We start from the raw sequence: 25,777 nt of genomic DNA on the forward strand, positions 1-25,777 counted from the left end.
TCCAGCGCCGCGAGACGTCCCTGAGTGCAATCGCCACCGGCAGTTCGTTCTGGCGATTGCACTCAGGGACTTTTCGCCCACTGGTTGAACCTCAGGCTCCCTGTGGACCTTGGCTGCAACCCCGAAATCACAGCGGGTGCGCGAGTTCGTCGGCGCGCATCCTGCCCGCGGTCCAGGCGATGGCGGTCAGGACCGCCGGCACCAAGCCGGATGCCAGGAAAATCCAGTGCATGCCAATGATTTTCGACAGCGGTCCGGCGATCGCGTAGGACACCGGCAGGAATACCAACGAGACGAAGAAGTCGAGGCTCGACACTCGACCCAGCATCTCGGTCGGCACCCGTCGCTGCAGGAGCGTTCCCCAGATCACCATGCTGGCTCCGTCTCCGATGCCGACACCGAACGACGCGGCCAGCATCAGCGGAAACGACCAGGTGCTGCCGACGACGATCAGCGGCAGGGCACCCAGACCCCAGATTGCCATCATGGCCGTCAGGTACCGCCGCGGCATACGGGTCGACGAAACCGCCAACGCGCCAATGGCACTACCGATTCCGAACCCGGCCATGATGAAACCGTAGGCGCGCGGGCCGTCGGTGAATCGCTGCTCGGCGATGAATGGCACCAGCACCTCGATGGGTCCGAGCACCACCAGCACGTACACACTCGCGACCAACAGCGTCCACAGCAACCATGGGGTGCGGGTCATGAACGTGAAACCGTCACGCAGATCGTGCAGTACGTGCTTGTGCTCCGCGGGCTCATCGATGGATGCGACGGCAGCGGGTCTGGTCGCGATCAGCAGCACCAAGCCCACCGCGAACAACGCAGCGACGGTGGTCGCACCGATCCGCGGGAACGTCAGCCCGACCAGTACACCGGCAGCGGCCGGGCCGATCGCCTGCTGGAGCACCGGGCGCACCATGCCCTCAATGCCGTTGGCTGCCAACAATTGTTCGGCCGGCAGTAGCCGGGGGAGAAGTGCGCTGTAGGCCGGGAAGAAGAAGGCGACGGCGATGCCGAGGCACGTCGCGGCGACCGCCATGTGCCAAAGGCGCAGCGTTCCAGTCCAACTGAGGACAGCGACGGTCGACACCACGGCGAGGTTGACGACCTCGACGATGATGATGATGTTGCGTCGGTTCAGCCGGTCGGCCGCGATGCCACCGACCAGCACGAAGCACACCAGGCCGGTACCCAGGCAGGTCGCCACCAGGGACAGCGCGGCCGGATCGTTGTCCAGCGCGATGACCTGCAGCGCGGCCACGACCGTCCACATGCCCTCGGCGAAGATGGACAGTGAGACGGCAGCGATGAGCAGGCGGTATTCGCGGAAGCGCAAGGGCGCGAACACCCGCCAGCGGTCAGTGGTCCGCGGTTCAGGCGCCTCGACGTCGAACTGGGAACTCACCAATCCATGGTCCCGCGCCCGTCAAGCGATTTGTGCACGTCTTTCCGCGGCCGGCGCGGAAAGACGTGCACAAATCACCGGTCAGACGTCGGAGTAGACCGGCAGCCGGCGCTGCTGGAAGGCCGCCACGCCCTCCCGGAAGTCGGCGGCGTGCAAAAGCTGGATCTGCCCGGCGGTTTCGCGGGCGAACGTGTTGTTCAGCTCGGTCAGGGTGGCGTCGTTGACGGCCTGCTTGGTCTTGCGCAGGGCCACGGCCGGGCCGGACTTGAGCACCGCGAGCACGCGATCGACCTCGGCGTCGAGTTCGTCTGCCGCATGCACCGAGCTCACCAGGCCGGCGGCGTATGCCTCGGTGGCGGGCAGCTTCTCGGCGAGCAGCGCCATCCGCATGGCCCGGGCCCGGCCGATCGACGCGGCGACCAGAGCCGAGGCGCCGCCGTCGGGCATCAGCCCGATCTTGGTGAAGGCCAGCAGGAAGGACGACTTCTCTGACGCCAGGACGATGTCGCACCCGAGCGCCAGGGACACCCCGACACCGGCGGTGACGCCGTGCACCACCGCGACCGCGGGCTTGGGCAGGTTCACCAATGCCGCGACGGCCCGGTTGGCGGCATTCAAAACCGCTGCCGCGTCGAACTTCTTGGCGTCCTGGTCCTCGGCGCCCAGGCCCGCACCGGAGCAGAAACCCCGACCCGCGCCGCCCAACCGGACCACCTTGACCTCGCGGTCGGTCGCGGCTTGGAGCACCGCATCGCCGAGAAGTTCGAGCATTCCCAGCGACAGCGAGTTCAGTGTGTCCGGCCGGTTGAGCGTCACGGACAACACGCCGTCGTCCAGGGAGACGGTCAGATCGTCGGATCCGGTGTAAGTCATTCAGTACCCCAGTTTCACCAGCGGGCCACATGCCCGCACTAGACAGACTTCGTTATACAAGTAAGCTATGTCGCGGTCAATACGACTGGGCTCGAACCGATCGACCAAGAGGTGCATTTAAATGGCTGGACCACTGCAGGGACTGCGCGTTGTCGAGTTGGCCGGCATCGGCCCGGGCCCGCACGCGGCGATGATTCTCGGAGACCTGGGTGCGGACGTGGTGCGTGTGGAACGCCCCAGCAAGTCGGGTCAGCCCAGTGGTGACTCCATGCTGCGCAACCGCCGGTCGGTCACCGCCGACATGAAGAGTGACGAAGGCCGCGAGCTGGTCCTGAGCCTGATCAAGAAGGCCGACGTCCTCATCGAAGGCTTCCGCCCGGGTGTCACCGAGCGGCTGGGCCTGGGCCCCGATGACTGCGCGAAGGTCAACGAGCGCCTGATCTACGGCCGGATGACCGGCTGGGGCCAGACCGGCCCGCGTGCCCTGCAGGCCGGCCACGACATCAACTACATCTCCCTCAACGGTCTGCTGCACGCTGTCGGCCGTAAGGGCGAGCGTCCTGTGCCGCCGCTGAACCTGGCCGGCGACTTCGGCGGCGGGTCGATGTTCCTGCTGGTCGGCATCCTGTCGGCGCTGTTCGAGCGGCAGACCTCGGGCAAGGGCCAGGTGGTCGACGCCGCGATGGTCGACGGCTCCAGCGTGCTCATGCAGATGATGTGGAGCTTCCGTCGGCAGGGCATGTGGAGCGACGAGCGCGGCACCAACATGCTCGACACCGGCGCGCCGTACTACGACACCTATGAGACCTCGGACGGCAAGTACGTGGCCGTCGGCTCCATCGAGCCGCAGTTCTACGCCGAGCTGCTGGCCAAGCTGGAACTGGACCCGGCGAGCCTGCCCGCCCAGAACGACGTTGCCCGCTGGCCCGAGCTGCGGGACATCTTCACGGCCGCCTTCAAGGCACAGACCCGCGATCACTGGACCAAGGTGTTCACCGGCTCGGACGCGTGCGTCAGCCCGGTCCTGAGCTTCGCCGAGGTCGAGACCGAGCCGCACATCACCGAGCGCGACACCTTCTTCCGGTTCTCGGCGGAAGACGGCGGCAACCTCGAGCCCATGCCGGCGCCGCGGTTCTCCCGCAGCGTGCCGAGTATTCCGACGCCGCCCCGCGTGCCCGGTTCCGACACCGAGTCGGTTCTGCGCGACTGGGCCTGAGGCCCCGGCGGGCGCTACAGATTTCCGTAACAAGAAGGGAATTGCATCAATGCAGATCAAAGATTCCGTCGCCGTCGTGACCGGTGGTGCGTCGGGCCTGGGCCTGGCGACCACCAAGCGTCTGCTCGACGCCGGCGGCAGTGTCGTGGTCATCGACCTCAAGGGTGAGGACGTCGTCGCCGAGCTGGGCCCGCGCGCCAAGTTCGTTGCCACCGACGTCACCGACGAGGCCGGCGTCGCCGCGGCGCTGGACGCGGCCGAGGAGATGGGTCCGGTACGCATCAACGTCAACTGTGCCGGTATCGGTAACGCCATCAAGACCTTGAGCAAGGACGGCGCGTTCCCGCTGGCCGGCTTCCGCAAGGTGGTCGAGGTCAACCTGATCGGCACGTTCAACGTGATCCGGCTGTCGGCTGAGCGCATCGCCAAGACCGAGGCGGTCGACGGTGAGAAGGGCGTCATCATCAACACCGCGTCGGTGGCGGCGTTCGACGGCCAGATCGGTCAGGCCGCGTACTCGGCGTCCAAGGGTGGCGTCGTCGGTATGACCCTGCCGATCGCCCGTGACCTGTCGCGTGAGCTGATCCGCGTGTGCACCATTGCCCCGGGGCTGTTCAAGACGCCGCTGCTGGGCTCGTTGCCCGAGGAGGCGCAGAAGTCGCTGGGCCAGCAGGTGCCGCACCCGGCTCGCCTGGGTGATCCGGACGAGTACGGCTTCCTGGCGCAGCACATCATTGAGAACCCGATGCTGAACGGCGAGGTCATCCGCCTCGACGGCGCGATCCGTATGGCCCCGCGATGAGCGCTTGCGCGAAGAGCATTCAACAGAGGGAGATGTCCATATGAGCCTCACGACGAAGTTCACCGAGGCCTTCGGTGTCGAGCACCCGATCGCCCAGGGCGGTATGCAGTGGGTCGGTCGCGCGGAACTGGTTGCGGCCGTTGCCAATGCGGGCGGTCTGGGTTTCATCACCGCGTTGACGCAGCCGACGCCGGCGGATCTGGCCAATGAGATCGCCAAGACCCGCGACCTGACGGACAAGCCGTTCGGCGTCAACCTGACGATCCTGCCGTCGATCACCCCGCCGCCATACGACGAGTACCGCCAGGTGATCGTCGATGCCGGCATCAAGATCGTCGAGACGGCCGGCTCCAACCCCGGCCCGCACCTGCCGATGTTCCACGACAACGGCATCAAGGTCCTGCACAAGTGCACCTCGGTGCGTCACGCGGTCAAGGCCCAGAGCCTGGGTGTCGACGGCATCAGCATCGACGGTTTCGAGTGCGCCGGTCACCCCGGTGAGGACGACGTGCCAGGGTTGGTGCTGATCCCGGCCGCGGCCAAGGAGATCGAGATCCCGATGATCGCCTCGGGCGGTTTCGGTGACGCCCGCGGCCTGGTCGCGGCGCTGGCGCTGGGTGCGGACGGCATCAACATGGGCACGCGCTTCATGTGCACCGTCGAGTCGTGCATCCACCAGAACGTCAAGGAAGCCATCGTGGCGACCGACGAGCGGGGCACCGAGCTGATCTTCCGCAGCTTGAAGAACACCGCGCGGGTGGCGTCCAACGCCGTCTCGCGTGAGGTGGTCGACATCCTGAAGAAGGGCGGCCAGTTCGAGGACGTCAAGGATCTGGTGGCCGGTGTGCGCGGCCGCAAGGTGTTCGAGAACGGCGACATCGACGCCGGTATCTGGACCGCCGGCACCGTCATGGGCCTGATCCACGACATCCCGACGTGCGACGAGCTCATCAGCCGCATCGTCGGCGAGGCCGAGGAGATCATCACGGGCCGCCTGGCCCGGATGGTCGGCGCGGGCGAAGCCGAGCTGGCGTCCGTCTAGTTCTGATGTAGTGCGCTGAGGGCTGTGACTCCGGAAGGGTCACAGCCCTCAGTTCGTTCGGCGGCGGGTGGCCAGGTAGCTTTTGGCCGTAAGCGACCCGGTACGCGTTAAGGACATTGATATGCAGCGCAGCTTGTTCGAGGTAGATCACGACGACTTCCGGGCATCGGTGCGGGAATTCGTCGCTCGCCACATCGAGCCGAATGAAGACAAATTCATCGAGCAGCGCTACATCGACCGCGAGGTGTGGCTGGAGGCCGGCCGCAACGGGTATCTGGGGCTGGAGGTGCCCGAAGAGTACGGCGGCAGTGCCGCGGGCGACTATCGCTTCAATACCGTGCTGTGTGAAGAACTTTCGCGGTCCAGTGCCGTGGCGGCGTCGGCTTTCACCATTCACTATGACTGCGCCGCCCCGTATCTGGTCACGCTGACCACCGAGGAACAGAAGCGTCGGTGGCTGCCGAAGTTCTGCAGCGGCGAGATGATCACCGCTATCGGGATGACCGAACCGTCCGGTGGATCGGATCTCGCCGCGTTGAAGACGACCGCGGTCAAGGATGGTTCCAGCTACGTCATCAACGGCTCAAAGACGTTCATCACCAACGGGACCCAGGCCGACATGGTGATCGTCGCCTCGCGAACCGCGCCGGAGAAAGGCTCCAAGGGCATCACCCTGTTCGCCGTGGAAACGGGAATGCCCGGGTTCACGCGTGGCCGCAAGCTCGACAAGGTCGGCCAGCCCGAAGCGGACACCGCGGAGCTGTTCTTCGAAGACGTGCGGGTCGACGAGTCGGCGATCATCGGTGAGGTCGACCGGGGCTTCATCCACATGATGACGCTGCTGCCTCAGGAACGCATCAGCGTTGCGGTGGCCAATCTCGCTCACGTCCGGCGGATTCTGGAAGACACCGTCGAATACGCCAAGGAGCGCAAGGCGTTCGGCCAGGCCATCGGCTCACTGCAATGGAACAAGTTCCTGCTCGCTGAGTTGGTCACCAAACTCGATGTGACGCAGGCCTATGTCGACAATTGTGTGGCGGCGCATCTGAGTGGTCAGTTGACCGCCATCGACGCGGCGAAGGCCAAGTACTGGAGTTCGGTGGTGCAGAACGAGATTCTGGACAACTGTGTCCAGATACACGGCGGCTACGGCTTCATGAACGAGTACCGGGTCGCGCGGGCCTGGAAGGACGCCCGTGTCACCAAGATTTGGGCGGGCTCCAACGAGATCATGCGTGAGGTCATCGGTCGGGACCTAGGTGTTCTTCACAGGCAGGTTGTGAACGCGTAGGCGGTCGATGGGTGTCTTGCCTTTGATGCCGCTGTGGGGTCGATGGTGATTGTAGTGATGCAGCCAGTGGGGATAGGTCACGGCGCGTTCGTCCTCTGATAGGTAGGTGCGTGCGTAGGCCCATTCGGTGGCCAGGGTCCGGTTGAATCGTTCGACCTTGCCGTTGGTTTGGGGACGGTACGGCCGGGTCTTCTTGTGGCTGATGCCATCGCCGAGCGCGGTAGCGAAAACCTTTGACCGATAGCATGATCCGTTATCGGTCAGCACCCGCTTAACAGTGATGCCGTAACCATTGAAGTAGGCGTTGGCCCGGACCCAGAAATCGGCGGCGGTCTGTTTGCGCTCATCGCCGAGGATCTCCGAGTACGCCAACCGCGAGTGGTCATCAACGGCATGGTGCAGGTAGGCGTAGCCGGCCCCGCTGCGGTTGCGCCGTCCGGCTTGGCGCCCGAGTTTGCGATGCCCACCGCCGTCGGGGATGCGACCGAGCTTTTTGATGTCGACGTGGACCAGGTCTCCGGGCGCGGGATGCTCGTAGCGGTGAGGTTTGGGTCGGCGCACGACCAACCCGGTGTTCTGGTCCAGATCACGCAGCAGCGGCATCCGGTAGCGGCGCAGGACCGCCTCCACAGTCGAGCGGGGCAGCCGTAGGTGCGCCGCGATGCGGTGCGGGCCCCAGCGACGGGTGAAGCGCACCTTGATGATCCGGCGCTCGCGACGCTGCGCCAGGCGCCGCGGGCTACGGTGCGGGCGGCTGGAGCGATCGGCCATCGCCTGCTTACCTCCAGCGCGGTAGCGATCGGCCCATTTCTTGGCCGTGGCCCTCGAACACTGGAATCGCTCGGCAGCACGAGCCAGCGGCCATCGGTCATCAACAACACACTGAGCCAGAGCCAAACGGCCACGCGGAGTCAGGAAGGCATTACGGTGAGACACGAGGACCTCTCGGTGATCGATGTGTGTGTGGTAACCACAGCGATACCGGAGGTCCTCACCTATTTCCGCTCACCACGCCGTTCACAACCTGTCCAAGAGTTACACCTAGGGCTGTAGGCGTCAGCGAGGGCTCCGGCCCAGACACAACAAAAGCCGCCGGCCTTATCGGTCGGCGGCTTTGACGCTGGAAATCACCCTACGAGTCCCTGTGCGCGGTTCAGCGCACAGGCGTCGCCTTCGGCGCGGCGTCAGACTCGCGGGTGAACCCGCGGAATCAGACAGCCTCGGCGAGGTCGGGGAACTGCTCGGACGTGTCACCCTCGATCAGGACGTCCCCGTGGTACAGGGCATCGAAATCTACTTTGATGACATCTGCGTTGGTGTCGTCGATCCACATGTCTATGAGGCTATGGGTCGCTATTAAGAAATCTTTGAGTCACGATTCGGAAAACACTGGCAATTCTTACCGCTGGGTAGGTTGGCTGAGCCGGGTCGCTAAGTGACCCGTGAGTAGGACTCATTCCGCAAGGCCACAGCCGATCTTGATGCGCTTTTCGCGCCCCGGATCGCGCCTTAGTTCACTGGCGAGTAGCAAACATGATGACCGTCACCTCGGTAACACTTGGTCGACCACCTGAACCGGACGTCAATAAATCTCGTGATCACTGCGGGCCACTGTTGACACGTTTGAGTTATCGCCGATAACTTAGCGATGTTATCCGAAGGGGAGTTCATGCTGAACCGCATTGCGCTGCTGGCCATCGCCGCGCCGAAGAGAATTCTGGCGCTGGCCGGGCTGGTCCTGATCGCTGCGGCGATCTTCGGCGTCCCGGTGGTCAAGACCCTGCCGGCCGGTGGTTTCCAAGACCCGAAAGCGGAGTCGTCGCAAGCCAGCCGGCTGTTGGCCACCAAGTTTCATCAGGGCGACATGCCGATGCTGGTTACCGTCACCGCGCCCGACGGGGTGCATGGGCCGGCGGCTTCCGCGGCCGCCCGCGACATCGTCGACCATCTGAAAGCCTCACCCCACGCGGCCTATGTGTCCTCGGCCTGGACTGTGCCGCCGGCTGCGGCCGACGAGCTCATCAGCAAGGACGGTAAGTCGGGGCTGATCGTGGCCGGCATGAACGGCGGCGAGAACAACGCGCAGAAATACGCGCGGGAACTCGCCGACCAAGTGGTGCACGACCGCCCGGGCGTCACCGTCAAAGCCGGTGGCGGGGCCATCGTCTACTCCCAGATCAACACGCAGACCGAGCACGACCTGCTTGTCATGGAATCCATCGCGGTGCCGCTGAGCTTCCTGGTGTTGGTGTGGGTCTTCGGGGGGCTGGTTGCCGCGGCCCTGCCGATCCTGGTCGGCGGCCTGGCGATGACCGGCACGCTCGCGGTGCTACGGACCATCACGTTCTTCACCGACGTGTCCGTGTTCGCGCTGAACGTGGCCACCGCCCTCGGTCTGGCGCTCGCCATCGACTACACGTTGTTGATCATCAGTCGGTATCGCGACGAGGTGGCCGAGGGACAGCCCCGGGACCGGGCGTTGATCCGCACCATGGTCACCGCGGGACGCACGGTGTTGTTCTCGGCCACGACGGTCGGTCTGTCGATGGCCGCGATGCTGATGTTCCCCATGTACTTCCTCACCTCCATCGCCTACGCCGGCATCGCGACGGTCGCGTTCGCCGCGGCGGCGGCGGTGATCGTCACGCCGGCGGCCATCTGGCTGCTCGGCGACCGGCTCGACTCCCTGAGCCTGTCGTTCCTGTTCCGGCGCAGCGCCGCGCCCAAGCCGGTGCAGGAGATGTTCTGGTACCGCGCGGCAAAGGCCGTGATGCGCCGCTCGGTGTCGGCCGGGCTGGCCGTCGTCGTACTGCTGTTGGTGCTGGGGGCGCCGTTCCTCGGCGCGAAGTGGGGATTCCCCGACGAACGGGTGCTGCCCGATTCTGCGTCTGCACATCAGGTGGGCGACCAGCTGCGCAACGACTTCGCCAACAATTCGGCGACCGACATCACGGCCGTCATTCCCAACGCGGCAGGGCTGTCGCCGGCCGCCTTCGATACCTACGCCGCCGACCTGTCGCGCATCGCTGCGGTCACGGAAGTGTCGGCGCCGACCGGCACTTTCGCCGGCGGCCGGAAGGTCGGGCCCGCCGGCCCCGGCACTGCGATCGTCGACGGCAGCGCCTTCCTGACCATCGGCAGCAGCGCGCCGCTGTTCTCCGACGCGTCGCAGGCGCAACTCGATGCGGTGCACGCGGTCAGGGGGCCGGACGGGCGCGCCGTACAGCTCGCCGGCATCGCGCAGATCAGCCACGACAGCGTGCGGGCCGTCACCGATCGGCTGCCGTGGGTGCTGGCCGTCATTGCCCTCATCACCCTGGGGCTGTTGTTCCTGCTGACCGGCAGCGTGGTGCTGCCGGTGAAAGCCGTTGTGCTCAATGTCCTTTCGCTCACCGCTGCCTTCGGCGCCTTGGTCTGGATTTTCCAGGACGGCCATCTCGGTGCGCTCGGCACCACTGCGACGGGGACGCTGGCCTCGAACATGCCGGTGCTGTTGTTCTGTATCGCGTTCGGGTTGTCCATGGACTACGAGGTGTTCCTGGTGGCTCGCATCCGCGAATTCTGGCTCGTGGAGCAGGACAACGACGAGAGCGTGGCGCTCGGGCTGGCCCACACCGGCCGGGTGATCACCGCCGCGGCGCTGGTCATGTCGATATCGTTCGGCGCGCTGATCGCCGCGGAAGTGTCGTTCATGCGGATGTTCGGCCTCGGGCTGACCATCGCCGTCCTGGTGGACGCCACCCTCGTGCGCACAGTGCTGGTGCCGGCCTTCATGCACCTGATGGGGCGGTGGAACTGGTGGGCACCGGCGCCGCTGGCCCGGCTGCACAAGCACATCGGCATCAGTGAGTCCGCGCCCGTGCCGTCGGCGTGCGGCGCGCAATGACAGCGGCCAGGCGGCGTCGTTCCCCGCGCGGGTCGGGTGACCAGCTGCGTGACGAAATCATCGACGCGGCAACCGAATTGCTTCTCGAATCCAATCAGGAGAAGGCGGTGTCCATCCGCTCGGTGTCTCAACGGGTCGGTGTCACCCCGCCGTCGATCTACCTGCACTTCGCCGACAAGGACGCATTGCTGGACGCGGTGTGCGGGCGGTACTTCGAGCGACTGGACCAGGTCATGCAACACGTGGCCGCCGAGCAACCGACCATGATCGACCGGCTACGCGCCCAAGGGCTGGCGTACGTCCGCTTCGCCCGGGAGAACCCGGAGCTGTACCGGATCGCCATGATGTCCGAGGGGCAGCCGGGCAGCGACGTGGATCAGGCCCTCGACGCCGCAGCATTTGTACACATGCGGGATTCGGTGCAAGCGCTGATGGACGAGGGGAGTTATCCCCGGGGAGATGCGGGAGACGTCACGGTGACGGCGCTCGGATTGTGGACGGTGGCACACGGCCTGGCGGCCCTGTTCATCTCGCGGCCGTATCTGCCGTTCGGTGATTTCGAGGAGTTCGCGGACCGGGTGCTCAGTGCTGCGTGTCTCGGTGGCATTGTGAAAGGACTGGGCGGCCCGGATACGCCGCAGCAGCTGGTCGAGCGACTGAAAGGCTCCTGACGATGACCGATACGACGGTGGACAACCCGTTCTTCGCCCGCATGTGGATCGCGATGTCGTCACGCGAACGAAAGTTCATGACCAAACTGCGCCAGGAGAACCTGGCCGGACTCAGCGGCCGGGTGCTGGAAATCGGTGCCGGCACCGGAACCAACTTCGCCTTCTACCCGGACACCGTGACCGAAGTGGTGGCCGTCGAGCCCGAGGTGCGGCTCGCACCGCTGGCGCGGGAGGCGGCGCTGACCGCGCCCGTGCCGGTGACCGTGCGCACCGAGACCGTCGAGAACTTCGACAGCGACGATCTGTTCGACGCAGTCGTGTGCTCGCTGGTGCTGTGCTCGGTCGACCAGCCGGAAAGTGTTTTGCGGCAGATGTATTCGCGTCTCAAGCCGGGCGGTGAGCTGCGCTACTTCGAGCACGTCGCCAGCGGCGGGGTGCGCGGCCGGGTGCAGCGCTTCCTGGATTCGACGTTCTGGCCGAAGATTTCCGGCAACTGCCACGCGCACCGCGAAACCGAGCAGAGCATCGCCGGTGCGGGATTCCAGGTCGTGGACGCCCGGCGGGTGCTGATGCTGCCAGGCTGGGTGCCGCTGGCGGAAGTGGCATTGGGCCGGGCGGTCCGGCCTAACTAGCGGTTGGGCCAGAGTCAGGCCTGCTTGATCATGGGCAGCAGTTCGGGCAGCCGCTGCAACAAGGTGGGCAGCGCCGTCGCCGCTGTCTCCCGCAGGGACACCGTGGCCTGATCGGAGAACGGGGTGGGCTGCGGATTCACCTCGATCACCGGAATACCCTGCTGCACAGCTGCTTCCGGCAGGGATGCCGCCGGGTATACCACCGACGACGTACCGACGGTGATCACCAGGTCGGCGGCACTGACCGCCGCGACGGAGTTGTGCCACGCGCCGGACGGCAGGTTCTCGCCGAACCACACGACGTTGGGCCGAACCAGCCCGCCGCAGTAGCACTCTGGTGGTTCGACGGCGATTTCCGGCTCCGGCATCGGCGGAAGCGCGCCCTCGAAATCGGCCTTGCAACTGTCGCAATAGAAGTGGAAAAGGCTGCCGTGCAGGTGGTGCACGCGAGTGCTGCCGGCCCGTTCGTGCAGATTGTCGATGTTCTGGGTGACGACGTCGACCTCGGCGTAGTCCTGCCATGCGGCCACCGCGCGGTGCCCGTCGTTGGGGGACACGTTGCCCATCATGTGATGCCGCCACAGATACCAGGCGAACACCCGCTCCGGGTGCCGGCGCCAGGCGTCCGAACTTGAGATCTCGTAGGGGTCGGTGTTGGCCCACAGGCCGGTCTCGGCGTCCCGGAAGGTTGGCACGCCACTATCGGCGGACATCCCCGCACCGCTGAACACCGTCACCCGCATCAGCCCACGTTATCGGGTTTCGGGTGATCTGGGCCACTCGCCGACGGCGAGAATGGGGTTGAGCGCCATCGGCCATACTCGGCTGATGACCGATTTCGGTGAATGGGTGCACCTCGACCCGCACGCAGGACCCTTGTTCGACCAGCTGCGGGTGCAGATCATCGATGCCATTCGTAGTGGCCGCCTGCCCGCCGGGACCCGGCTGCCCACCGTCCGTGAGCTGGCCGGCACGCTGGGGATGGCGGCCAATACCGTGGCTCGCGCCTACCGGGAGATGGAGGCCGCGGGCGTTCTCGAAACTCGGGGGAGGTCAGGAACTTTCGTGGCTGCGGCCGACCCAGCTGCTGCCGCCATGGTGGATGCGGCCAACGCGTTCGCCGACACCGCCCGGGCGTTGGGTGTGCTGAAGGCCGACGCGCTGCGGTATCTGGACGCGGCGTTCGAGTAGGCCCCGGGGCGACTCCGCGCGTGTGCGGCCAGATCGCCGATTTCGCGGAGCCGGCGACCTGCGTGCACATTCGTGCCTCAACTCCAGACCACTGCCGGGCTCCCGATTGGGGCGCGCTGGGAGCTGTCACAGAACGTGACATTGTCAGCTCAGGTTGACGGCTCCCGACCGCGAGTGCCGATGAAGAGCCGGCGCGCCCGCAGCGCCAGCGCTGGTGCGCAGCGCGGGGATGAGGCGTCGCACCACATTTCGATCAGTGATCTGGGTACGGTGAAATCTCAACCGCGCCAATGCAACACATCCAGTGCGACGCCCACTTCGACACTGTTCTCCGACAGCGGCCGTGGTAGCAGTTCGTCGGCCCGGGCCAGTCGGCGCAACAGGGTGTTGCGATGTGTGAAGAGTTTGCCGGCGGCGCGGGAGACGTTGCACTGCTCACGTACGAATATCCGGACCGCAGAGCACAATTCCGGGCCCGCCGATTCCAGATCACCCAGTACGCGCTTGACGAAGACTGCGGCGCGGTCGGCATCCGCGGTCAGCAGCGCGACCATCTCGATGTCGGTGTACTCCGCGATCTGCTGCGGTGAGTGCAGTCGCGCCATCATCTGTTGCGTGGTGATCGCATCGAAGTGACTGCGCCGAAACCCGTCCACCCCGGTGCCTGTCGACCCGACCGCGATCCGGACTTCGCGTCCGGCGGCAGGTGTCAATGAGTCGACATCGACCGAACCTGGTGCCCACACCCACCGCGTGGCGGTACTGGCCAGCACACTCAGTGGTCGGCCGCCCGCAGCTTGCCCGAAAGCCTCAGCGGCCCGGTCCAATTGCGATAGATCACCATCTGGATTGTCGGTCCAGATGACGGCGGCGGTGTGGTTGCCGCCGAGTCCATAGGCCAGGCGGCTTTCGGCGCGCTGCCGGGGGATCGGGGCGCCCTCGAGGAGCAGTGCGACCGTTGCGCGCCGCTCGGCGTGGCTGCCGCGGGTGAGTTCGTCGCGCTCGAGTTCGATCTGGGCGGCGATGGCGGCCAGGGTGGCTTCGATGAAGTCGCTGATGGACCGCGAGCACACGTCGAGCATCGCGTGCAGTTCGGCCGGGTCGGTGGTCAGCTCGAAGGCGATGTCCATCAGGCGCCGCCACGCCACGCCTTCGCCGACCCGGTAGGCGTCCAGGGTGTACGAGTCCACGCCGCGCCGGACCATTTCCCGGGCGACGCTCATGGGCTCGGCGCCGGCGTTGGGCGGTACGGGTGCGCCGGGATCGCGCACGTTGGCCGCACCCCAGAACAGCAGATTCGAGCGGTTGCTGCGGCTGACGGCCGCGGCCAGCTCGGGGTCGGAAGCGATGGCCGGATTGGCGCCCAGCACGGCGCGGTCGAGTTCGTCGAGCCATTCCGCGCGGGCGTTGACGACCACCTGTGCGCACTGCCGAATCAGCTCGCGTACCTGCGCTGATGGCTGAGTGTCGTCCATGGGATCAGGCTATCGCGCTGGTGCATAGTGCACCGCAAATCATCAAAGTTGGGATATTTTGGCCTTCACTGAGGGGTTGCTGGGTCCGACCATTGTTTCCACGCCCACCACCGCCAACAGGGAGTCGCAATGGAGCACACCGCCACCACCAACCAGGTCGACGTGCTGATCGTCGGCGCCGGAATCTCCGGCATCGGTGCCGCTTTCTACCTGCAGAAGGAACATCCCGGACGGACGTACACCATCTTGGAGTCCCGTGGCGCGACCGGTGGCACCTGGGACCTGTTCCGGTACCCCGGCATTCGCTCGGACTCCGACCTGCACACGTTCGGCTATGAGTTCAAGCCGTGGCGCGACGAGGACGCCATCGCCTCCGCCGGCAAGATTCTGGCCTACCTGCGAGAGACGGTCAGCGAGAACAACATCGACCGCAACATCCGGTTCCACCACAAGGTGCTCGGCGCCGCGTGGGACAGTGCTACCGCGCGCTGGGTCGTCGATGTCGAGCGGACCGATACCAACGAACTGATGCAGATCTCCGCCAACTGGCTGTTCTGTGCCGGCGGCTACTACCGCTACGACGAGGGTTTCACGCCGCAGTTCCCGGGCCGCGAGCGCTTCACGGGCCAGGTCGTGCACCCGCAGCACTGGCCCGAGGACCTCGACTACGCTGGCAAGAAGGTCGTCATCATCGGCAGCGGGGCAACTGCGGTCACGCTGCTGCCGTCGATGGCAGACACCGCCGCGCACGTGACCATGCTGCAGCGCTCACCGACGTACGTCCTTCCGGTGCCGGCCAAGGACACCTTCGCCAACGTGGCCGGTCGGGTGCTCGGCGCTGATCGCGGTTACGCCCTGGCTCGACGGAAGAACGTCATCCGGCAGCGCGCGGTGTACACCCTGTGCCAGAAGTACCCGGCCGCCGCCCGACGCGTGATCCGCTGGACCAACGCCCGGCAGCTGCCCGAGGGATACCCCGTCGACACGCATTTCAGCCCCAACTACAAGCCGTGGGATCAGCGTCTGTGCACGGTTCCGGATGCCGACCTGTTCAAGGCCATCGGCAGCGGCAAAGCGTCGGTGGTGACCGACCGCATCGCGACATTCACCGAGACCGGTATCGAGCTGGAGTCGGGGCAGCACCTGGATGCCGACATCATCGTCACCGCAACAGGTTTGAACGTTCAGCTGTTCGGTGGCATGACGCTGACCGTGGATGGCGAGGCCGTCGACTTCGCCGACACCGTCGCCTACAAGGGCATCATGCTGTCGGGTGTGCCGAACTTCGCCTTCGCCTTCGGCTACACGAACTCCTCGTGGACCCTCAAGGTCGGGCTCTTGTGCGAGCACTTCTGCCGACTGCTGAAGCACATGGACGCCAATGGATTCGATAGCGTGCGGCCGGTGTTCGGCGACGCCGGCATGGAGACCAAGCCGCTGCTGGACTTCGCCGCCGGGTACGTGCAGCGGGTCGCTGACACGCTGCCGCGGCAAGGTGCCTCGGGGCCGTGGGTGATGTCGATGAACTACAACTTCGACCGCGAGATGTTGCGCCACGGTGCGGTGGCGGACCCGAACCTGCGGTTCACGGCCGCTGCGTGCACCGAAGCTCGGGAGTTCGTGCCGATTTCCTGATCGGCACTCAGGGCGGCCGTTTACGCTGGCGTGAATGGAGACATCTAAGGCGAGCGAAGCGACGGAATGTATGAAGTTGCCAGCCGTGCCGCCCGAGATCCCCGGTCTCCCTTCAGCTGTCGGCGTCGAATTGCCGCCCGGGCCGGTGCCCGGGCGGCCGTATTCGTTGCCGCTGGATTTGCTGACGGAGGAATACGGCCCGCTGTTCTACGCCGACTTCGGCGGCAGTCGGCGGTTGTACGCCTGCTCCCTGGCGCTGGTCGATGAGCTGTGCGATGAGACCCGGTTCGCCAAAGCCCTCACCGACCGCCTGGCGCGGTTCCGCCCGCTCGCCGGCAACGGGTTGTTCACTGCCTACACCGGTGAGGACGGCTGGCAGCAGGCCCACGATCTGTTGATTCCCGGCTTCAGCTTCAGTGGACTGCGGAGCTATCACCCCGCGATGCTCGACATCAACCGCCAGCTGGTGGAGCAGTGGGACGCGGCCGTCGGTACCCGCTCGGTGGACGTGGCGGGTGATCTGGCGAAGCTGGCCATGGACACCGTGGGCCTGGCCGGGTTCGGCGCCAGGTTCGACTCCTTTCAGCACGACGGCCTTGCCGACGTCCCCGCCAGTTTCGCAGCCGCGCTGAACCAGATACTGCTCGGACCGGGTGCCGACCAGGCGGTCTTCGAGGCCGAGCGCACCAATCTCTTCGCCTTCATTGCGGAGCTGATCGCCGGCCACCGCGCAGGCGAGGCCGACCTGGACGACCTCCTGGTGCTGATGCTGCAGCCTGGTCCCGACGGGAAACCGATCCTCGACGACGCCAGCATCCGCAACCAGATCGCCACGTTCATGGTCGCCGGGCAGGACACCACGTCGACGGTGATGCCGACGGCGCTATACAGCATCGTCAAGAACCCGGCGGTGCTCCACCGCGCGCAGGCGGAGGCCGACGCGGTGTTCGGCCCCGGCGACGACCATGTGCCGGCATTCGATGAGATCGGCAAGCTCACCTACATCCGCCGGATCATCGACGAGACGTTGCGGCTGTCCCCGCCGGTACGCGAGTTCGACCGAATGGCATTGGCAGACACCGTCATCGGCGGCCAGTATCCCGTCGGGCGCGGTGCAGCGGTGACGGTGCTGACTTCGTCATTACACCGGCAACCGGAGTGGGGCGACAACGTCGACATCTTCGACCCCGATCGGTTCGACACCGAGCGGGCCGGGCAGCGTCCGGTCAACCTGTTCAAGCCGTTCGGGACCGGCGCACGGTCGTGCATCGGACGCCAATTCGCGCTGCACGAAGCGACCATGGCGATCGCGACTCTGGTGCACCGCTACCGGTTCGTGGACGTCGAGCACTACACCCTCCGCACTCACAGCGACCTGCTGCGCAAGCCGGAGGGCTTCCATCTGCGGCTCATTCGCCGAACCCCGGAGGAACGGCGGCAGGCTCCCGCCGCCGTCACGGTGGCGCCGGTGACCCAATCCCGCGTGGCGGTGCCGTCCGGGACGAAACTGCTTGTGCTGCATGGGTCGAACCTCGGCAATTGCCGGTCGCTGGCTCAGCAGCTCGGCGACGAAGCCGTCGACCTCGGTTACGAAACGACCGTTGCCGCTTTGGATTCCGCGGCGGGCGCGCTGCCGGACCAGGGGGCGGTGGTGATCGTCGCCGCGTCGTACAACGGGATGCCGACCGACGACGCCCGCGCATTCATGGACTGGCTGGACGAAACGGCGGATCGGGTGCCGGCGGTGCCGTATGCGGTGCTCGGTGTCGGTGACCGCAACTGGGCCGAGACCTACATGGCCATACCCCGGCGCATCGATGCCCGGCTCGCGGAACTCGGTGCCACGCAACTCTTTCCGATGGCGGAAGCCGACACGTCGGGTGACTTCGCCGGTGTGGTGGAGGACTTCTCCGTGGCACTGTGGAATGCGCTCGGCAGTGTCTTCGGTGTGGTTGCCGCGGATGAACCCGTGGCCGAGGAGTCGCTCTACGACTTGCGCGCCATCGACGGGCCGGTCACCGCGGCGATCGACGCCCGTTACCAGGTGCAGCCGGCCACGGTGCTGGACAACATTCCGTTGGTGGACACCGGCTCCGAGTTCGGGCAGGACAAGCGGTTGATCCGCATCGCGCTGCCGGACGGCGTCGACTATCAGACGGGCGATCACCTCACTGTGTTGCCGGACAACAGTCCCGCACTCGTCGACGAGGTCGCCGAACTACTGGACCTGCGCCTCGATCGTCGGATCTCGATCAATCCCCGGCGCAGCACGCGGCGGGCCATCCCGATCGACCGGGAAGTCACTGTGCGCGAACTGCTTACGCACTTTCTCGAACTCCGCAGACCGGCGACCCGCAGCCAACTCGCGCGGCTCGCGGCGGCGAACCCGTGCCCACCGGAACGCGCCGCGCTGACCGCATTGGCCGACAATCCCGAGACCCGCGCGCTCAGCATCACCGAATGCCTCGTGGAGTTTCCGGCCACCCAGCTCAGCCGTGCGGAGCTGCTGGAACTCTTCGAACCGATGTCACCACGCCATTACTCGATCGCGACGTCGTCGCGCCGGCGGGCCCGTGAAGTCGAGCTGGTGGTGGGCGTGCTCGAAGGGCCGGCCCGCTCCGGAACCGGCGTGTTCCGCGGCGTCTCATCCAGCTACCTCGCGGATGCTGTGCCAGGGCAGCAGATTCGGATGCGTGTCGACCCGGCCCGGCAGGCTTTTCGCGCCGGTGCGGACCCGGCCCGCAACGTCATCCTGGTCAGTGCCGGTACCGGCGTCGCCCCGTTCCGCGGCTTCATCGGAGATCGCCTCGGCGCGCTGGAGGCGGGGGAGCCGTTCACCGCAGCGCTGTGTTTCTTCGGCGTACGACACCCTGACGTGGACTACCTGTTCCGGAACGAGGCCGAGGATGCCGAGCGCCTCGGCATCGTCCGGATGCGGCCGGCGTTCTCCCGAGCCGGTGATGAGGTCAAGTACGTGCAGGACCGCATCGCTGCGGACGCCGACGAAGTCTGGGACATGCTCGGCAACCCCGACAATGACACCCACGTCTACGTGTGCGGCGACGGCGCCCGGATGGCGCCTGCCGTGCGCGCCGCGTTCCAGGACATCTACCGCAGCCGGACCGGCGCCGACGACGATGCGGCCCGCGCCTGGCTGGCGGGTCTGGTCAGCACCGACCGCTATGTCGAGGACGTCTGGGCCGGGTAGCGCGTCCCGCCGCGCAGGGCCGTGAGCCCGCGCATACCGTGGTAGATCACCAGTGCCGCAACGGAACCGAGCGCGATACCGGTGAACGTCAATGGTCCGGCGCGCCAGGTGAAATCGGCGATGCCGATGATGAGCGGTATCGCGGCGGTCATCTGGTTGATCGGCTGCGAGAAGTCCACCCGGTTGGTCAGCCAGATCCGCACGCCGAGGATGCCGACCAGGCCGTACAGGACGATTGTCGCCCCGCCCAGCACACCCGGCGGGATGGCGGAGATCGCGGCTCCGACCTTGGGGCACAACGACAGTAGGACAGCCACCGCGGCGGCCACCCAATATGCGGCGGTGGAGTAGACGCGCGTCGCGGCCATCACCCCGATGTTCTCGGCATAGGTGGTGGTGGCCGAACCGCCGCCGGCACCGGCCAGCACGGTGGCCACCCCGTCCGCCGCGAGCGCCCGTCCAATCAGTGGATCCAGATCCTTCCCGGTCATCTGACCCACGGATTTCACATGCCCGATGTTCTCGGCGATGAGCGCGATCACCGCCGGCAGAAACATCGGCAGGACCGCCAGACTGAATGACGGACTGCGGAATTCGGGCAGCCCGATCCATGCGGCAGAAGCGATGGCGGTCGTATCGACCTCACCGAGGGCCAGCGCCAGCAGGTAACCGATGACCACCGCCAGAAAGATGGCAAGCCGGCCGATGATGCCCCGGAAGAAAGCCAGCGTCGCGATCAGCAGCACCAGCGTCACCAGGCCGACGAGCGGTCCCTTCTCGAAATTGTTCTTCGCCGCGGGAGCCAGGTTGAACCCGATGAGAGCGACGATCGCGCCGGTGACCACCGGCGGCAGCGTGAGATCCAGCCAATGCGTGCCGACCAGATGGACCACCGCGCCGACCAGGACCAGCAGCAGACCCACGGCGATCAGACCACCGAGCGCGCTGCCGCTGCCATGCGCGGCAGTCGCGGCTGTCACCGGCGCGATCACCGAGAAGCTCGACCCGAGATAACTCGGCAGCCGGTTTCCGGTGATCAACAGGAAAGCGATGGTTCCGATACCGGAAAACAACAGCGTGGTGGCGGGCGGGAAACCGGTCAGCACCGGCACCAGGAAGGTGGCGCCGAACATGGCCACCACATGCTGGGCGCCGATGCCGATGGTGCGCGGCCAGCTCAGCCGTTCATCGGGGGCGACGACAGGGGCGTCCGGACCGACCGGCGTCCAGGCGAGGGGAATCATCCGGTCATATTGCCGGACGGGGCCCGTATTCGCTGTCTGTCAGCGCATACGGCGCGAGGCGACTAGCCGAACTCCAGCAGCGTCATCGCGGGGCGCACCGGGTCGAGCAGCGACGTCCGTTGCGCCGCGCGCATGATGGCGTTGAGCACCCGGCTGCGCGTGGCGGGGGACTCGACGTCGTGGACGGCCCGAATTCCCGGGATGGTGTCGACCAATCGTGCGGCCTGGCTTGCCGACAGGGTGAACGGCATCGGAGGCACCCGGTAGCGCAACGAGGTCCGCATCCCGCGGCCCACCAGTCGGGCGAACATCGCGGGCGGCGAATCGAACATCATCCGTCCGCCCGGAAACCGCTTGGCGCACTCGGCGATCAGCCCCAACGACTCCTCGGGCTGCAGGTACATCAGTAGGCCCTCGGCCGTGATGAAGACGCCCTCGGAGCTGTCGACCCGATCCATCCAGCTGTAGTCGAGCGCCGACTGTGCGCACACCGCAACCCGGTCCGAAGGGGGCAGCAGCTTGCTGCGGACCTCGATCATCGGCGGCAGATCAACTGTCAGCCAACGGAATTCGGTACCCACGTCGCTGGCGGAGATGCGATAGAAGCTGGTCTGCAGACCTTCGGCCAGCGCCACCACGGTGGCCTTCGGATGCTCGCGCAGATAGTCGCAGGTAGCGCGGTCGAACGCCAACGCGCGCATCGCCATGTCGGGCCGCCTCGAATAACCGAACTTGGCGAAATCGAAGTCGATGCGGTCCACCAGCTCGACCGCGACCGGATCGTCGATGATGCCGTCGGGCCGGCGCGCCTCGCTGGCCCGGACCTGCAGGGTCATCAGCGCCGTCTCGGAGACGCCCGTCAGCGTGGTGCCGTCGATCTTCTGCGGTGAGCTCATACGGCAGCCAGCACTTTCTCGACGGTCCGCAGGTTGCGGGTGGTGGTGGACGACTTGTAGCGCTTCTTGGCCATGGTCTTGCTGAGCGGGCTGTCGAGGGTGCTACCGCGGGCCACCTGCCAGTACAGAACACCGTGACCGCGCTGGATCGTCTCGCCGGAGGTGGGGATCAAGCCCGCCAATTCGTCGAGCACGTCCGGATCGCTGACGAATGTCACGTACGAATGATGGCCGTCGACCTCGCGCTCGAACGGGAAATCCGCGGAGATGGTCCGCAGTTCGTCGCCCGGATATACCAGCACCCAGGCGTCATACCCGAATGATTCCCGCAGCGCGGCTTCGGCTTTCGCGCGTACCGTGGACGCTTTCGCGGAACTGGACAGCACGACGTTGCCACTGGCCAGCAGCGTCGTCACGTCATCGAAACCGGCCTGCCGCAAGGTGGCTGCCACGTCGGCCATCTTCAGATTCACCCCGCCGACGTTGACGCCGCGCAGAAATACCGCGTAGCGCGTCACACGAACTCCGTCATGACGCCCAATGGTAGGCAGTTGCGCCGTACGCTGGGTGCCATGACCCGTCAGGTCTTCGAAGACAAGCTGCTCGCGCTGCTCAGCGACAATTCGCTGGGCGTGCTGGCCACCATCAAACGCGACGGTCGCCCGCAGCTGTCGAACGTGTCCTATTACTTCGACCCACGCGCCGTCACCATCGGGGTCTCGATCACCGAACCCCGGGCCAAGACCCGAAACTTGCGGCGCGATGCCCGGGCGTCGATTTACGTCCGGTCCGACGACGGCTGGGCGTATGCGGTCGCCGAGGGCGATGCGGTGCTGAGCCCACCGGCCGCGTCGCCCGACGACGACACCGTCGAAGGCTTGATTGCCTTGTACCGCAATATCTCCGGTGAACACCCGGACTGGGACGACTACCGGCGGGCCATGGTCGCCGACCGCCGGGTCCTGTTCACCATGCCCGTAACCCATCTGTATGGGATGCCGCCCGGCCTGCTGTGAACGCGCTAGTCTGCGTGCATGCCCGAGAACTCCGCCGAAGGTTCAGCATCGTCCGACGAGACCAAGCGCAAGTTCCGCGAGGCGCTCGAACGTAAGAAGGCCGGTTCCGCCGGCGCCACCGCCCACCGGGACGGCGGCGCCAAGCAGAACAAGTCGCACGGCGCGGTCGGCGGCGGTCGGCGGGAGTTCCGGCGCAAGAGCGGCTAGTCCCGGGCCAGTGCCCGAGCCGCTACCAGCGCGGCCAGCAGCACCGAAACACACTGCAAACCGGTGTCTTTCAGGCCCCAGCCGACCGACGCCAACGTCGCGGCGCCGGCGATCACCAACAGCGTGCCGACGGCTGCGCTGCGCCAACCCGGTTCCGAGACCCGGCCGCCGTCCCACAGCGGTAGCGGGTTGTTCTCCAGCGGTCGCAGCAGCAGGAACAGCCCGGCGACCAGCGCCGCCATGAGCGCCACCTGGTAGACGCTCAGCACCAGGAAGTGCGGCTGGCCGGGATAGCGGGGCAGGCCGGCCAGATCGAAGGCCAGGTGCATACCGAGCAGTGCGGGCATGTGCCAGAGGTAGAGAGTCATCGCGCCGGTGTTGCCGATCACCGCGAAGCGCCACACCTGCGGCCGGGCGGCCCAGCGGCTGATGGCCGGGGCGGCGGCAATGGCGAACGCGCACATCATGATTGCGTGACCAGCGAGCAGCAGCGACGGCGGCGTCATGTTCTTGATGTGCTGCGTCTCGATGCCGACCAAGCTCAGCTCATAGGGTCCGACCCAGACCATCGCGACATTGACCGCCAGCAGGGCCAATCCGACGCGCAGCGCGTTGGCGGCCGTCAGTAGGCCACGGCGGTACGCCACCCCGAACATGCCGGGGATCAGCCACACCACGAAGTTCACATAACCCAGCGCCGACCAGGAGTGGTCGTTGATGCGGATGGCGTCGACGAGCGCGACCAGGACGTAGGTACCGGCCACTGACGCGACGAGCCGGCCGACGGTGGTGATCCGGAGCAGTAGCGGCACCGCGGCCAGCACCATGACGTAGGCACCCAGGAACCACAGCAGCTGGATGCTGATGCCGGCGATGGGTTCGTAGACGTGGATCGGTAGCAGCGGTTTCAGGATCAGCAGCGCCCCGGCCCAGAACGCCAGGTAGTAGAACACCGGCCGGTACAGCCGGGTGCAGCGCTTGAGCAGCCAACCGCCCCAGCTCATCCCACTGCGGTACGAGCCGGCCGAAGCGGCGACACCGGCGAAGAAGAACAGCGGCATGATCTGGAAGATCCACGTCAGGGCTTGGAACACCACCGAGGTGGTGAGCAGATTGCCCCACCGGAACACGTCGTGCTCGATCATGCTGGTGGCCATGATGGTGTGACCGGCGACGACGCCGATCAGCGAGACGATGCGGATGACGTCGATGGCGCGGTCACGATCGGCCGGCGTGCGCTGCGCGATCTCGGCAGCAGAAGGAAAGACGCGGGTGGTCATGCGTTTGAACGTAAGGGCCGACCCCCTAGGTAGTGCTACTCAAATTACGCTGACCTGCGGCGTTCCTGCCACAGAACGGCAGCCAGGCAGACCGCGGCGAGGGCGGCGATGATGACCGCGAAGCTGACCCCGGCTGCCTGCAGGCCCCAGCGCTGGGCGGCGAACCCGAGGCTGACGACCGGTAGCGAGATGGCCACATAGGCCACCACGAAGTACGTCGAACTGACTTCGGCGCGCCGCTCGGTCGCAGTGCCTTCGACAACGGCCGCCAAGCCGCGGCTGAAGCTGATGCCCTGCCCGACGCCTGCCACGACGGCGGCGGTCAACAGACCCGACAGCGATGAAAGTTGCAGTGCCACAGCAAGAATTGCCATGCCCACGACGAGGATGGCGCAGCCCAGCGCGACGGCCCGAGGAGGATGAAGGCGTCGTCCGGCCAGCTGAGCGGCCGCCGAGGCGACGAAGATCGACGCCGCGACCGCGCCGCCGACGGCGTGATTGTCGATGCCGATCACGTTGCTGACGAACGCCGGCGCCACCGCCGTGAACAGGCCCATCACGGCGAACCCGGCGAACGCGGCCGTGGCCGCGAGGATGAACGTCGCCCGGACCTCGGCGGGGACCGACAGCCGCTGGAAACCGATCCGGCCGGCACGGCTCGAGGTCTCCGGGACCAGCGATACCGCCACGATCGCCAGGACCGCCAACACTATGTGCACGAGGAACGGCAGCTGCAGCGGGCGCGGCGCGTACTGCACCAGCAGGCCGGCCACGACCGGGCCGGCGCCCAGCCCGCCGATGTTGGCGATCGTGGCGCCGGCTGCGGCCTGTTCGCGACGGTCCTCCGGCACCGACTCGACGACGGCGGCCGTCGCGGTACCGGTGAAGATGCCAGCCGACAGGCCGGACAACAGCCGGCCCAGGAGCAGCAATGGCACGCTGTCGGCGTAGAGGAAGACGACGGCACTGGCGATGGCGGCGACGGCCCCCGCGATCAGCACCGGCCGTCGGCCGACGGCGTCGGACCAGCGGCCGAACAGCAGTAGCGCGGCCAGCACGCCGATGGCATAGGCCGAGAAGATGACCGTCGTCGTCAGGACCGCGAAGTGCAGGTTGTGGGCGTACAGAGAGTAGATCGGCGTCGGCAGCGTGGTGCCGAGCATGATGGCGGCGAAGGCGTAGGCGAGTAGCGGGAACCCAAGGCGCGAGGTCACGGTTCGAGTTTGGAGCACGGGTAGGGCAACACCGTCGTGACCCGCGGGCATTCCTCAGCGGCGCGGCGCGGGGGAAGACGTCACGACGATCACCTCGGCGGTCTCGTCGCCGACCTGACGGAGCTTGTGCTGCGTGGCCGCGTCGAAATAGGCGCAGTCACCTACCGCCAGCTCCACGAGGCGGCCGTCGTAGTTGAGCTCGACGGTTCCCGCGTGGACGAACACGAACTCCTGGCCAGGATGCGTCGGGTGCGCATGGGTGGCGAATTGACGGCCCGGGCGCACCAGGAACGGTGACATGGCCTTGCCCAGCATGCCCGCGGCGATCGCATGATTGCGAACGGCTCCGCGGTCGGATACCCGCTCGACGGTGAAGGTGCTGACTTCGGGATCATCGGAAAAGAGTTGCGCCACATCGACATCGAGCGTCCGCGAGATTTTGAGCGCGGCGGCGATCGACGGCACGCTGTGGCCGCGCTCGACCTTCGACAGGTAGCTCTTGGTCAGCCCGGTGCCGGCTGCCAGCTCCTCCAGCGTCATCCCGCGTTGCTGGCGCACCGCACGCAACAAGCCACTCACGCCAACCA

The 25,777-nt window shown here is 66.4% G+C and carries 24 protein-coding genes; 12 read left to right on the forward strand and 12 right to left on the reverse strand.

All coding sequences use genetic code 11. The features are described from left to right. Nucleotides 1-127 precede the first annotated feature (127 nt). Together tet(V) and ACX12F_RS05280 are read right to left on the reverse strand one after the other, a co-directional pair. Nucleotides 128-1,411, reverse strand: coding sequence for a tetracycline efflux MFS transporter Tet(V) (gene tet(V) / locus ACX12F_RS05275; RefSeq protein WP_459368592.1), 1,284 nt, complete (start codon nucleotides 1,409-1,411; stop codon nucleotides 128-130). Nucleotides 1,412-1,492: 81 nt separating this feature from the next. Then, nucleotides 1,493-2,284, reverse strand: coding sequence for an enoyl-CoA hydratase (locus ACX12F_RS05280; protein WP_459368593.1), 792 nt, complete (start codon nucleotides 2,282-2,284; stop codon nucleotides 1,493-1,495). 121 nt (nucleotides 2,285-2,405) lie between these two features. Here ACX12F_RS05280 and ACX12F_RS05285 point away from each other — a divergent pair, with 121 nt between their 5' ends. The 4 genes from ACX12F_RS05285 to ACX12F_RS05300 all read left to right on the forward strand — a co-directional run bounded on the left by ACX12F_RS05285 (nucleotide 2,406) and on the right by ACX12F_RS05300 (nucleotide 6,635). After that, nucleotides 2,406-3,500 (forward strand): CaiB/BaiF CoA transferase family protein, encoded by a 1,095-nt coding sequence (locus ACX12F_RS05285; RefSeq protein WP_459368594.1) that lies wholly within the window; start codon nucleotides 2,406-2,408, stop codon nucleotides 3,498-3,500. 49 nt (nucleotides 3,501-3,549) lie between these two features. After that, nucleotides 3,550-4,302, forward strand: a complete 753-nt coding sequence (locus ACX12F_RS05290; RefSeq protein WP_459368595.1) for a 3-hydroxyacyl-CoA dehydrogenase — start codon at nucleotides 3,550-3,552, stop codon at nucleotides 4,300-4,302. 40 nt (nucleotides 4,303-4,342) lie between these two features. Continuing rightward, nucleotides 4,343-5,344, forward strand: coding sequence for an NAD(P)H-dependent flavin oxidoreductase (locus ACX12F_RS05295; protein WP_459368596.1), 1,002 nt, complete (start codon nucleotides 4,343-4,345; stop codon nucleotides 5,342-5,344). 121 nt (nucleotides 5,345-5,465) lie between these two features. Next, a complete protein-coding gene (locus tag ACX12F_RS05300; RefSeq protein ID WP_459368597.1) occupies nucleotides 5,466-6,635 on the forward strand; it encodes an acyl-CoA dehydrogenase family protein in 1,170 nt (389 codons plus the stop codon). Here the strand turns inward: ACX12F_RS05300 and ACX12F_RS05305 are convergent. Together ACX12F_RS05305 and ACX12F_RS05310 are read right to left on the reverse strand one after the other, a co-directional pair. Next, complete coding sequence (locus tag ACX12F_RS05305; RefSeq protein WP_459367750.1) at nucleotides 6,600-7,571, reverse strand: IS481 family transposase; 972 nt, start codon at nucleotides 7,569-7,571, stop codon at nucleotides 6,600-6,602. The genes ACX12F_RS05300 and ACX12F_RS05305 overlap by 36 nt on opposite strands. A 274-nt stretch (nucleotides 7,572-7,845) precedes the next feature. After that, a complete protein-coding gene (locus ACX12F_RS05310; protein ID WP_020099274.1) occupies nucleotides 7,846-7,968 on the reverse strand; it encodes a hypothetical protein in 123 nt (40 codons plus the stop codon). A 336-nt stretch (nucleotides 7,969-8,304) separates the two neighbouring features. On the opposite strand from ACX12F_RS05310, the gene ACX12F_RS05315 reads away from it, so the two are divergent. The 3 genes from ACX12F_RS05315 to ACX12F_RS05325 are packed head-to-tail and all read left to right on the forward strand — an operon-like array spanning nucleotide 8,305 to nucleotide 11,824. Beyond that, a complete protein-coding gene (locus ACX12F_RS05315; protein WP_459368598.1) occupies nucleotides 8,305-10,521 on the forward strand; it encodes an MMPL family transporter in 2,217 nt (738 codons plus the stop codon). Continuing rightward, nucleotides 10,518-11,192 (forward strand): TetR/AcrR family transcriptional regulator, encoded by a 675-nt coding sequence (locus ACX12F_RS05320; RefSeq protein ID WP_459368599.1) that lies wholly within the window; start codon nucleotides 10,518-10,520, stop codon nucleotides 11,190-11,192. The genes ACX12F_RS05315 and ACX12F_RS05320 overlap by 4 nt, the downstream gene beginning before the upstream one ends. Nucleotides 11,193-11,194: 2 nt before the next feature. Next, nucleotides 11,195-11,824, forward strand: a complete 630-nt coding sequence (locus ACX12F_RS05325) for a class I SAM-dependent methyltransferase (protein ID WP_459368600.1) — start codon at nucleotides 11,195-11,197, stop codon at nucleotides 11,822-11,824. A gap of 14 nt (nucleotides 11,825-11,838) precedes the next feature. Here ACX12F_RS05325 and ACX12F_RS05330 read toward each other — a convergent pair whose 3' ends face one another. Beyond that, the gene (locus ACX12F_RS05330) at nucleotides 11,839-12,567 is read right to left on the reverse strand and encodes an NAD-dependent deacylase (RefSeq protein ID WP_459368601.1); all 729 of its coding nucleotides are present in this window, start codon (nucleotides 12,565-12,567) and stop codon (nucleotides 11,839-11,841) included. An 85-nt stretch (nucleotides 12,568-12,652) separates the two neighbouring features. Here ACX12F_RS05330 and ACX12F_RS05335 point away from each other — a divergent pair, with 85 nt between their 5' ends. After that, nucleotides 12,653-13,015: an Rv1152 family transcriptional regulator gene (locus tag ACX12F_RS05335; protein ID WP_459368602.1), complete on the forward strand. Its 363-nt coding sequence runs from the start codon at nucleotides 12,653-12,655 to the stop codon at nucleotides 13,013-13,015. Between the two features lie 278 nt (nucleotides 13,016-13,293). Here the strand turns inward: ACX12F_RS05335 and ACX12F_RS05340 are convergent, their stop codons facing one another. Beyond that, a complete protein-coding gene (locus ACX12F_RS05340; protein ID WP_459368603.1) occupies nucleotides 13,294-14,490 on the reverse strand; it encodes a PucR family transcriptional regulator in 1,197 nt (398 codons plus the stop codon). Nucleotides 14,491-14,619: 129 nt separating this feature from the next. Here ACX12F_RS05340 and ACX12F_RS05345 point away from each other — a divergent pair, with 129 nt between their 5' ends. Then, nucleotides 14,620-16,125, forward strand: coding sequence for a flavin-containing monooxygenase (locus ACX12F_RS05345; RefSeq protein WP_459368604.1), 1,506 nt, complete (start codon nucleotides 14,620-14,622; stop codon nucleotides 16,123-16,125). Between the two features lie 70 nt (nucleotides 16,126-16,195). Beyond that, nucleotides 16,196-19,333: a bifunctional cytochrome P450/NADPH--P450 reductase gene (locus tag ACX12F_RS05350; RefSeq protein ID WP_459368605.1), complete on the forward strand. Its 3,138-nt coding sequence runs from the start codon at nucleotides 16,196-16,198 to the stop codon at nucleotides 19,331-19,333. Here ACX12F_RS05350 and ACX12F_RS05355 read toward each other — a convergent pair. From ACX12F_RS05355 to ACX12F_RS05365, 3 genes are all read right to left on the reverse strand, one after another. Continuing rightward, on the reverse strand, nucleotides 19,306-20,577 hold the full coding sequence (locus ACX12F_RS05355; RefSeq protein ID WP_459368606.1) for a uracil-xanthine permease family protein: 1,272 nt from the start codon (nucleotides 20,575-20,577) through the stop codon (nucleotides 19,306-19,308). The genes ACX12F_RS05350 and ACX12F_RS05355 overlap by 28 nt on opposite strands. Before the next feature lie 62 nt (nucleotides 20,578-20,639). After that, nucleotides 20,640-21,473, reverse strand: coding sequence for a class I SAM-dependent methyltransferase (locus tag ACX12F_RS05360; RefSeq protein ID WP_459368607.1), 834 nt, complete (start codon nucleotides 21,471-21,473; stop codon nucleotides 20,640-20,642). Next, nucleotides 21,470-21,991: a DUF1697 domain-containing protein gene (locus tag ACX12F_RS05365; RefSeq protein ID WP_459368608.1), complete on the reverse strand. Its 522-nt coding sequence runs from the start codon at nucleotides 21,989-21,991 to the stop codon at nucleotides 21,470-21,472. Before ACX12F_RS05365 ends, ACX12F_RS05360 begins: the two co-directional genes overlap by 4 nt. 54 nt (nucleotides 21,992-22,045) lie before the next feature. Between ACX12F_RS05365 and ACX12F_RS05370 the strand changes: the two genes are divergently transcribed. Both ACX12F_RS05370 and ACX12F_RS05375 read left to right on the forward strand, forming a co-directional pair. After that, nucleotides 22,046-22,489 (forward strand): PPOX class F420-dependent oxidoreductase, encoded by a 444-nt coding sequence (locus ACX12F_RS05370; RefSeq protein WP_459368609.1) that lies wholly within the window; start codon nucleotides 22,046-22,048, stop codon nucleotides 22,487-22,489. Between the two features lie 18 nt (nucleotides 22,490-22,507). Further along, on the forward strand, nucleotides 22,508-22,696 hold the full coding sequence (locus ACX12F_RS05375) for a DUF5302 domain-containing protein (protein WP_459368610.1): 189 nt from the start codon (nucleotides 22,508-22,510) through the stop codon (nucleotides 22,694-22,696). Here the strand turns inward: ACX12F_RS05375 and ACX12F_RS05380 are convergent. Genes ACX12F_RS05380 through ACX12F_RS05390 form a run of 3 tightly spaced genes read right to left on the reverse strand, consistent with a single transcriptional unit; the run spans nucleotide 22,693 to nucleotide 25,769 of the window. Continuing rightward, on the reverse strand, nucleotides 22,693-23,976 hold the full coding sequence (locus ACX12F_RS05380; protein ID WP_459368611.1) for an acyltransferase family protein: 1,284 nt from the start codon (nucleotides 23,974-23,976) through the stop codon (nucleotides 22,693-22,695). The two genes, ACX12F_RS05375 and ACX12F_RS05380, sit on opposite strands and share 4 nt — an antisense overlap. A gap of 44 nt (nucleotides 23,977-24,020) precedes the next feature. Further along, entirely contained in the window at nucleotides 24,021-25,241 is a 1,221-nt protein-coding gene (locus ACX12F_RS05385) for an MFS transporter (protein ID WP_459368612.1), read from the reverse strand. Nucleotides 25,242-25,244: 3 nt separating this feature from the next. Next, on the reverse strand, nucleotides 25,245-25,769 hold the full coding sequence (locus ACX12F_RS05390; protein ID WP_459368613.1) for a helix-turn-helix domain-containing protein: 525 nt from the start codon (nucleotides 25,767-25,769) through the stop codon (nucleotides 25,245-25,247). Nucleotides 25,770-25,777 lie beyond the last annotated feature (8 nt).

The organism is Mycolicibacterium sp. HS_4_1 (assembly GCF_054515875.1).

Coding starts and splice junctions, on each gene's coding strand:
- ACX12F_RS05370 (WP_459368609.1), top strand. CDS start 22,046: ATGACCCGTCAGGTCTTCGAAGACAAGCTGCTCGCGCTGCTCAGCGAC.
- ACX12F_RS05295 (WP_459368596.1), top strand. CDS start 4,343: ATGAGCCTCACGACGAAGTTCACCGAGGCCTTCGGTGTCGAGCACCCG.
- ACX12F_RS05350 (WP_459368605.1), top strand. CDS start 16,196: ATGAAGTTGCCAGCCGTGCCGCCCGAGATCCCCGGTCTCCCTTCAGCT.
- ACX12F_RS05330 (WP_459368601.1), bottom strand. CDS start 12,567: ATGCGGGTGACGGTGTTCAGCGGTGCGGGGATGTCCGCCGATAGTGGC.
- ACX12F_RS05380 (WP_459368611.1), bottom strand. CDS start 23,976: ATGACCACCCGCGTCTTTCCTTCTGCTGCCGAGATCGCGCAGCGCACG.
- ACX12F_RS05360 (WP_459368607.1), bottom strand. CDS start 21,473: ATGAGCTCACCGCAGAAGATCGACGGCACCACGCTGACGGGCGTCTCC.
- ACX12F_RS05375 (WP_459368610.1), top strand. CDS start 22,508: ATGCCCGAGAACTCCGCCGAAGGTTCAGCATCGTCCGACGAGACCAAG.
- ACX12F_RS05340 (WP_459368603.1), bottom strand. CDS start 14,490: ATGGACGACACTCAGCCATCAGCGCAGGTACGCGAGCTGATTCGGCAG.
- ACX12F_RS05385 (WP_459368612.1), bottom strand. CDS start 25,241: ATGCCCGCGGGTCACGACGGTGTTGCCCTACCCGTGCTCCAAACTCGA.
- ACX12F_RS05285 (WP_459368594.1), top strand. CDS start 2,406: ATGGCTGGACCACTGCAGGGACTGCGCGTTGTCGAGTTGGCCGGCATC.
- ACX12F_RS05300 (WP_459368597.1), top strand. CDS start 5,466: ATGCAGCGCAGCTTGTTCGAGGTAGATCACGACGACTTCCGGGCATCG.
- ACX12F_RS05280 (WP_459368593.1), bottom strand. CDS start 2,284: ATGACTTACACCGGATCCGACGATCTGACCGTCTCCCTGGACGACGGC.
- ACX12F_RS05325 (WP_459368600.1), top strand. CDS start 11,195: ATGACCGATACGACGGTGGACAACCCGTTCTTCGCCCGCATGTGGATC.
- ACX12F_RS05320 (WP_459368599.1), top strand. CDS start 10,518: ATGACAGCGGCCAGGCGGCGTCGTTCCCCGCGCGGGTCGGGTGACCAG.
- ACX12F_RS05335 (WP_459368602.1), top strand. CDS start 12,653: ATGACCGATTTCGGTGAATGGGTGCACCTCGACCCGCACGCAGGACCC.
- ACX12F_RS05355 (WP_459368606.1), bottom strand. CDS start 20,577: ATGATTCCCCTCGCCTGGACGCCGGTCGGTCCGGACGCCCCTGTCGTC.
- ACX12F_RS05345 (WP_459368604.1), top strand. CDS start 14,620: ATGGAGCACACCGCCACCACCAACCAGGTCGACGTGCTGATCGTCGGC.
- ACX12F_RS05310 (WP_020099274.1), bottom strand. CDS start 7,968: ATGTGGATCGACGACACCAACGCAGATGTCATCAAAGTAGATTTCGAT.
- ACX12F_RS05315 (WP_459368598.1), top strand. CDS start 8,305: ATGCTGAACCGCATTGCGCTGCTGGCCATCGCCGCGCCGAAGAGAATT.
- ACX12F_RS05290 (WP_459368595.1), top strand. CDS start 3,550: ATGCAGATCAAAGATTCCGTCGCCGTCGTGACCGGTGGTGCGTCGGGC.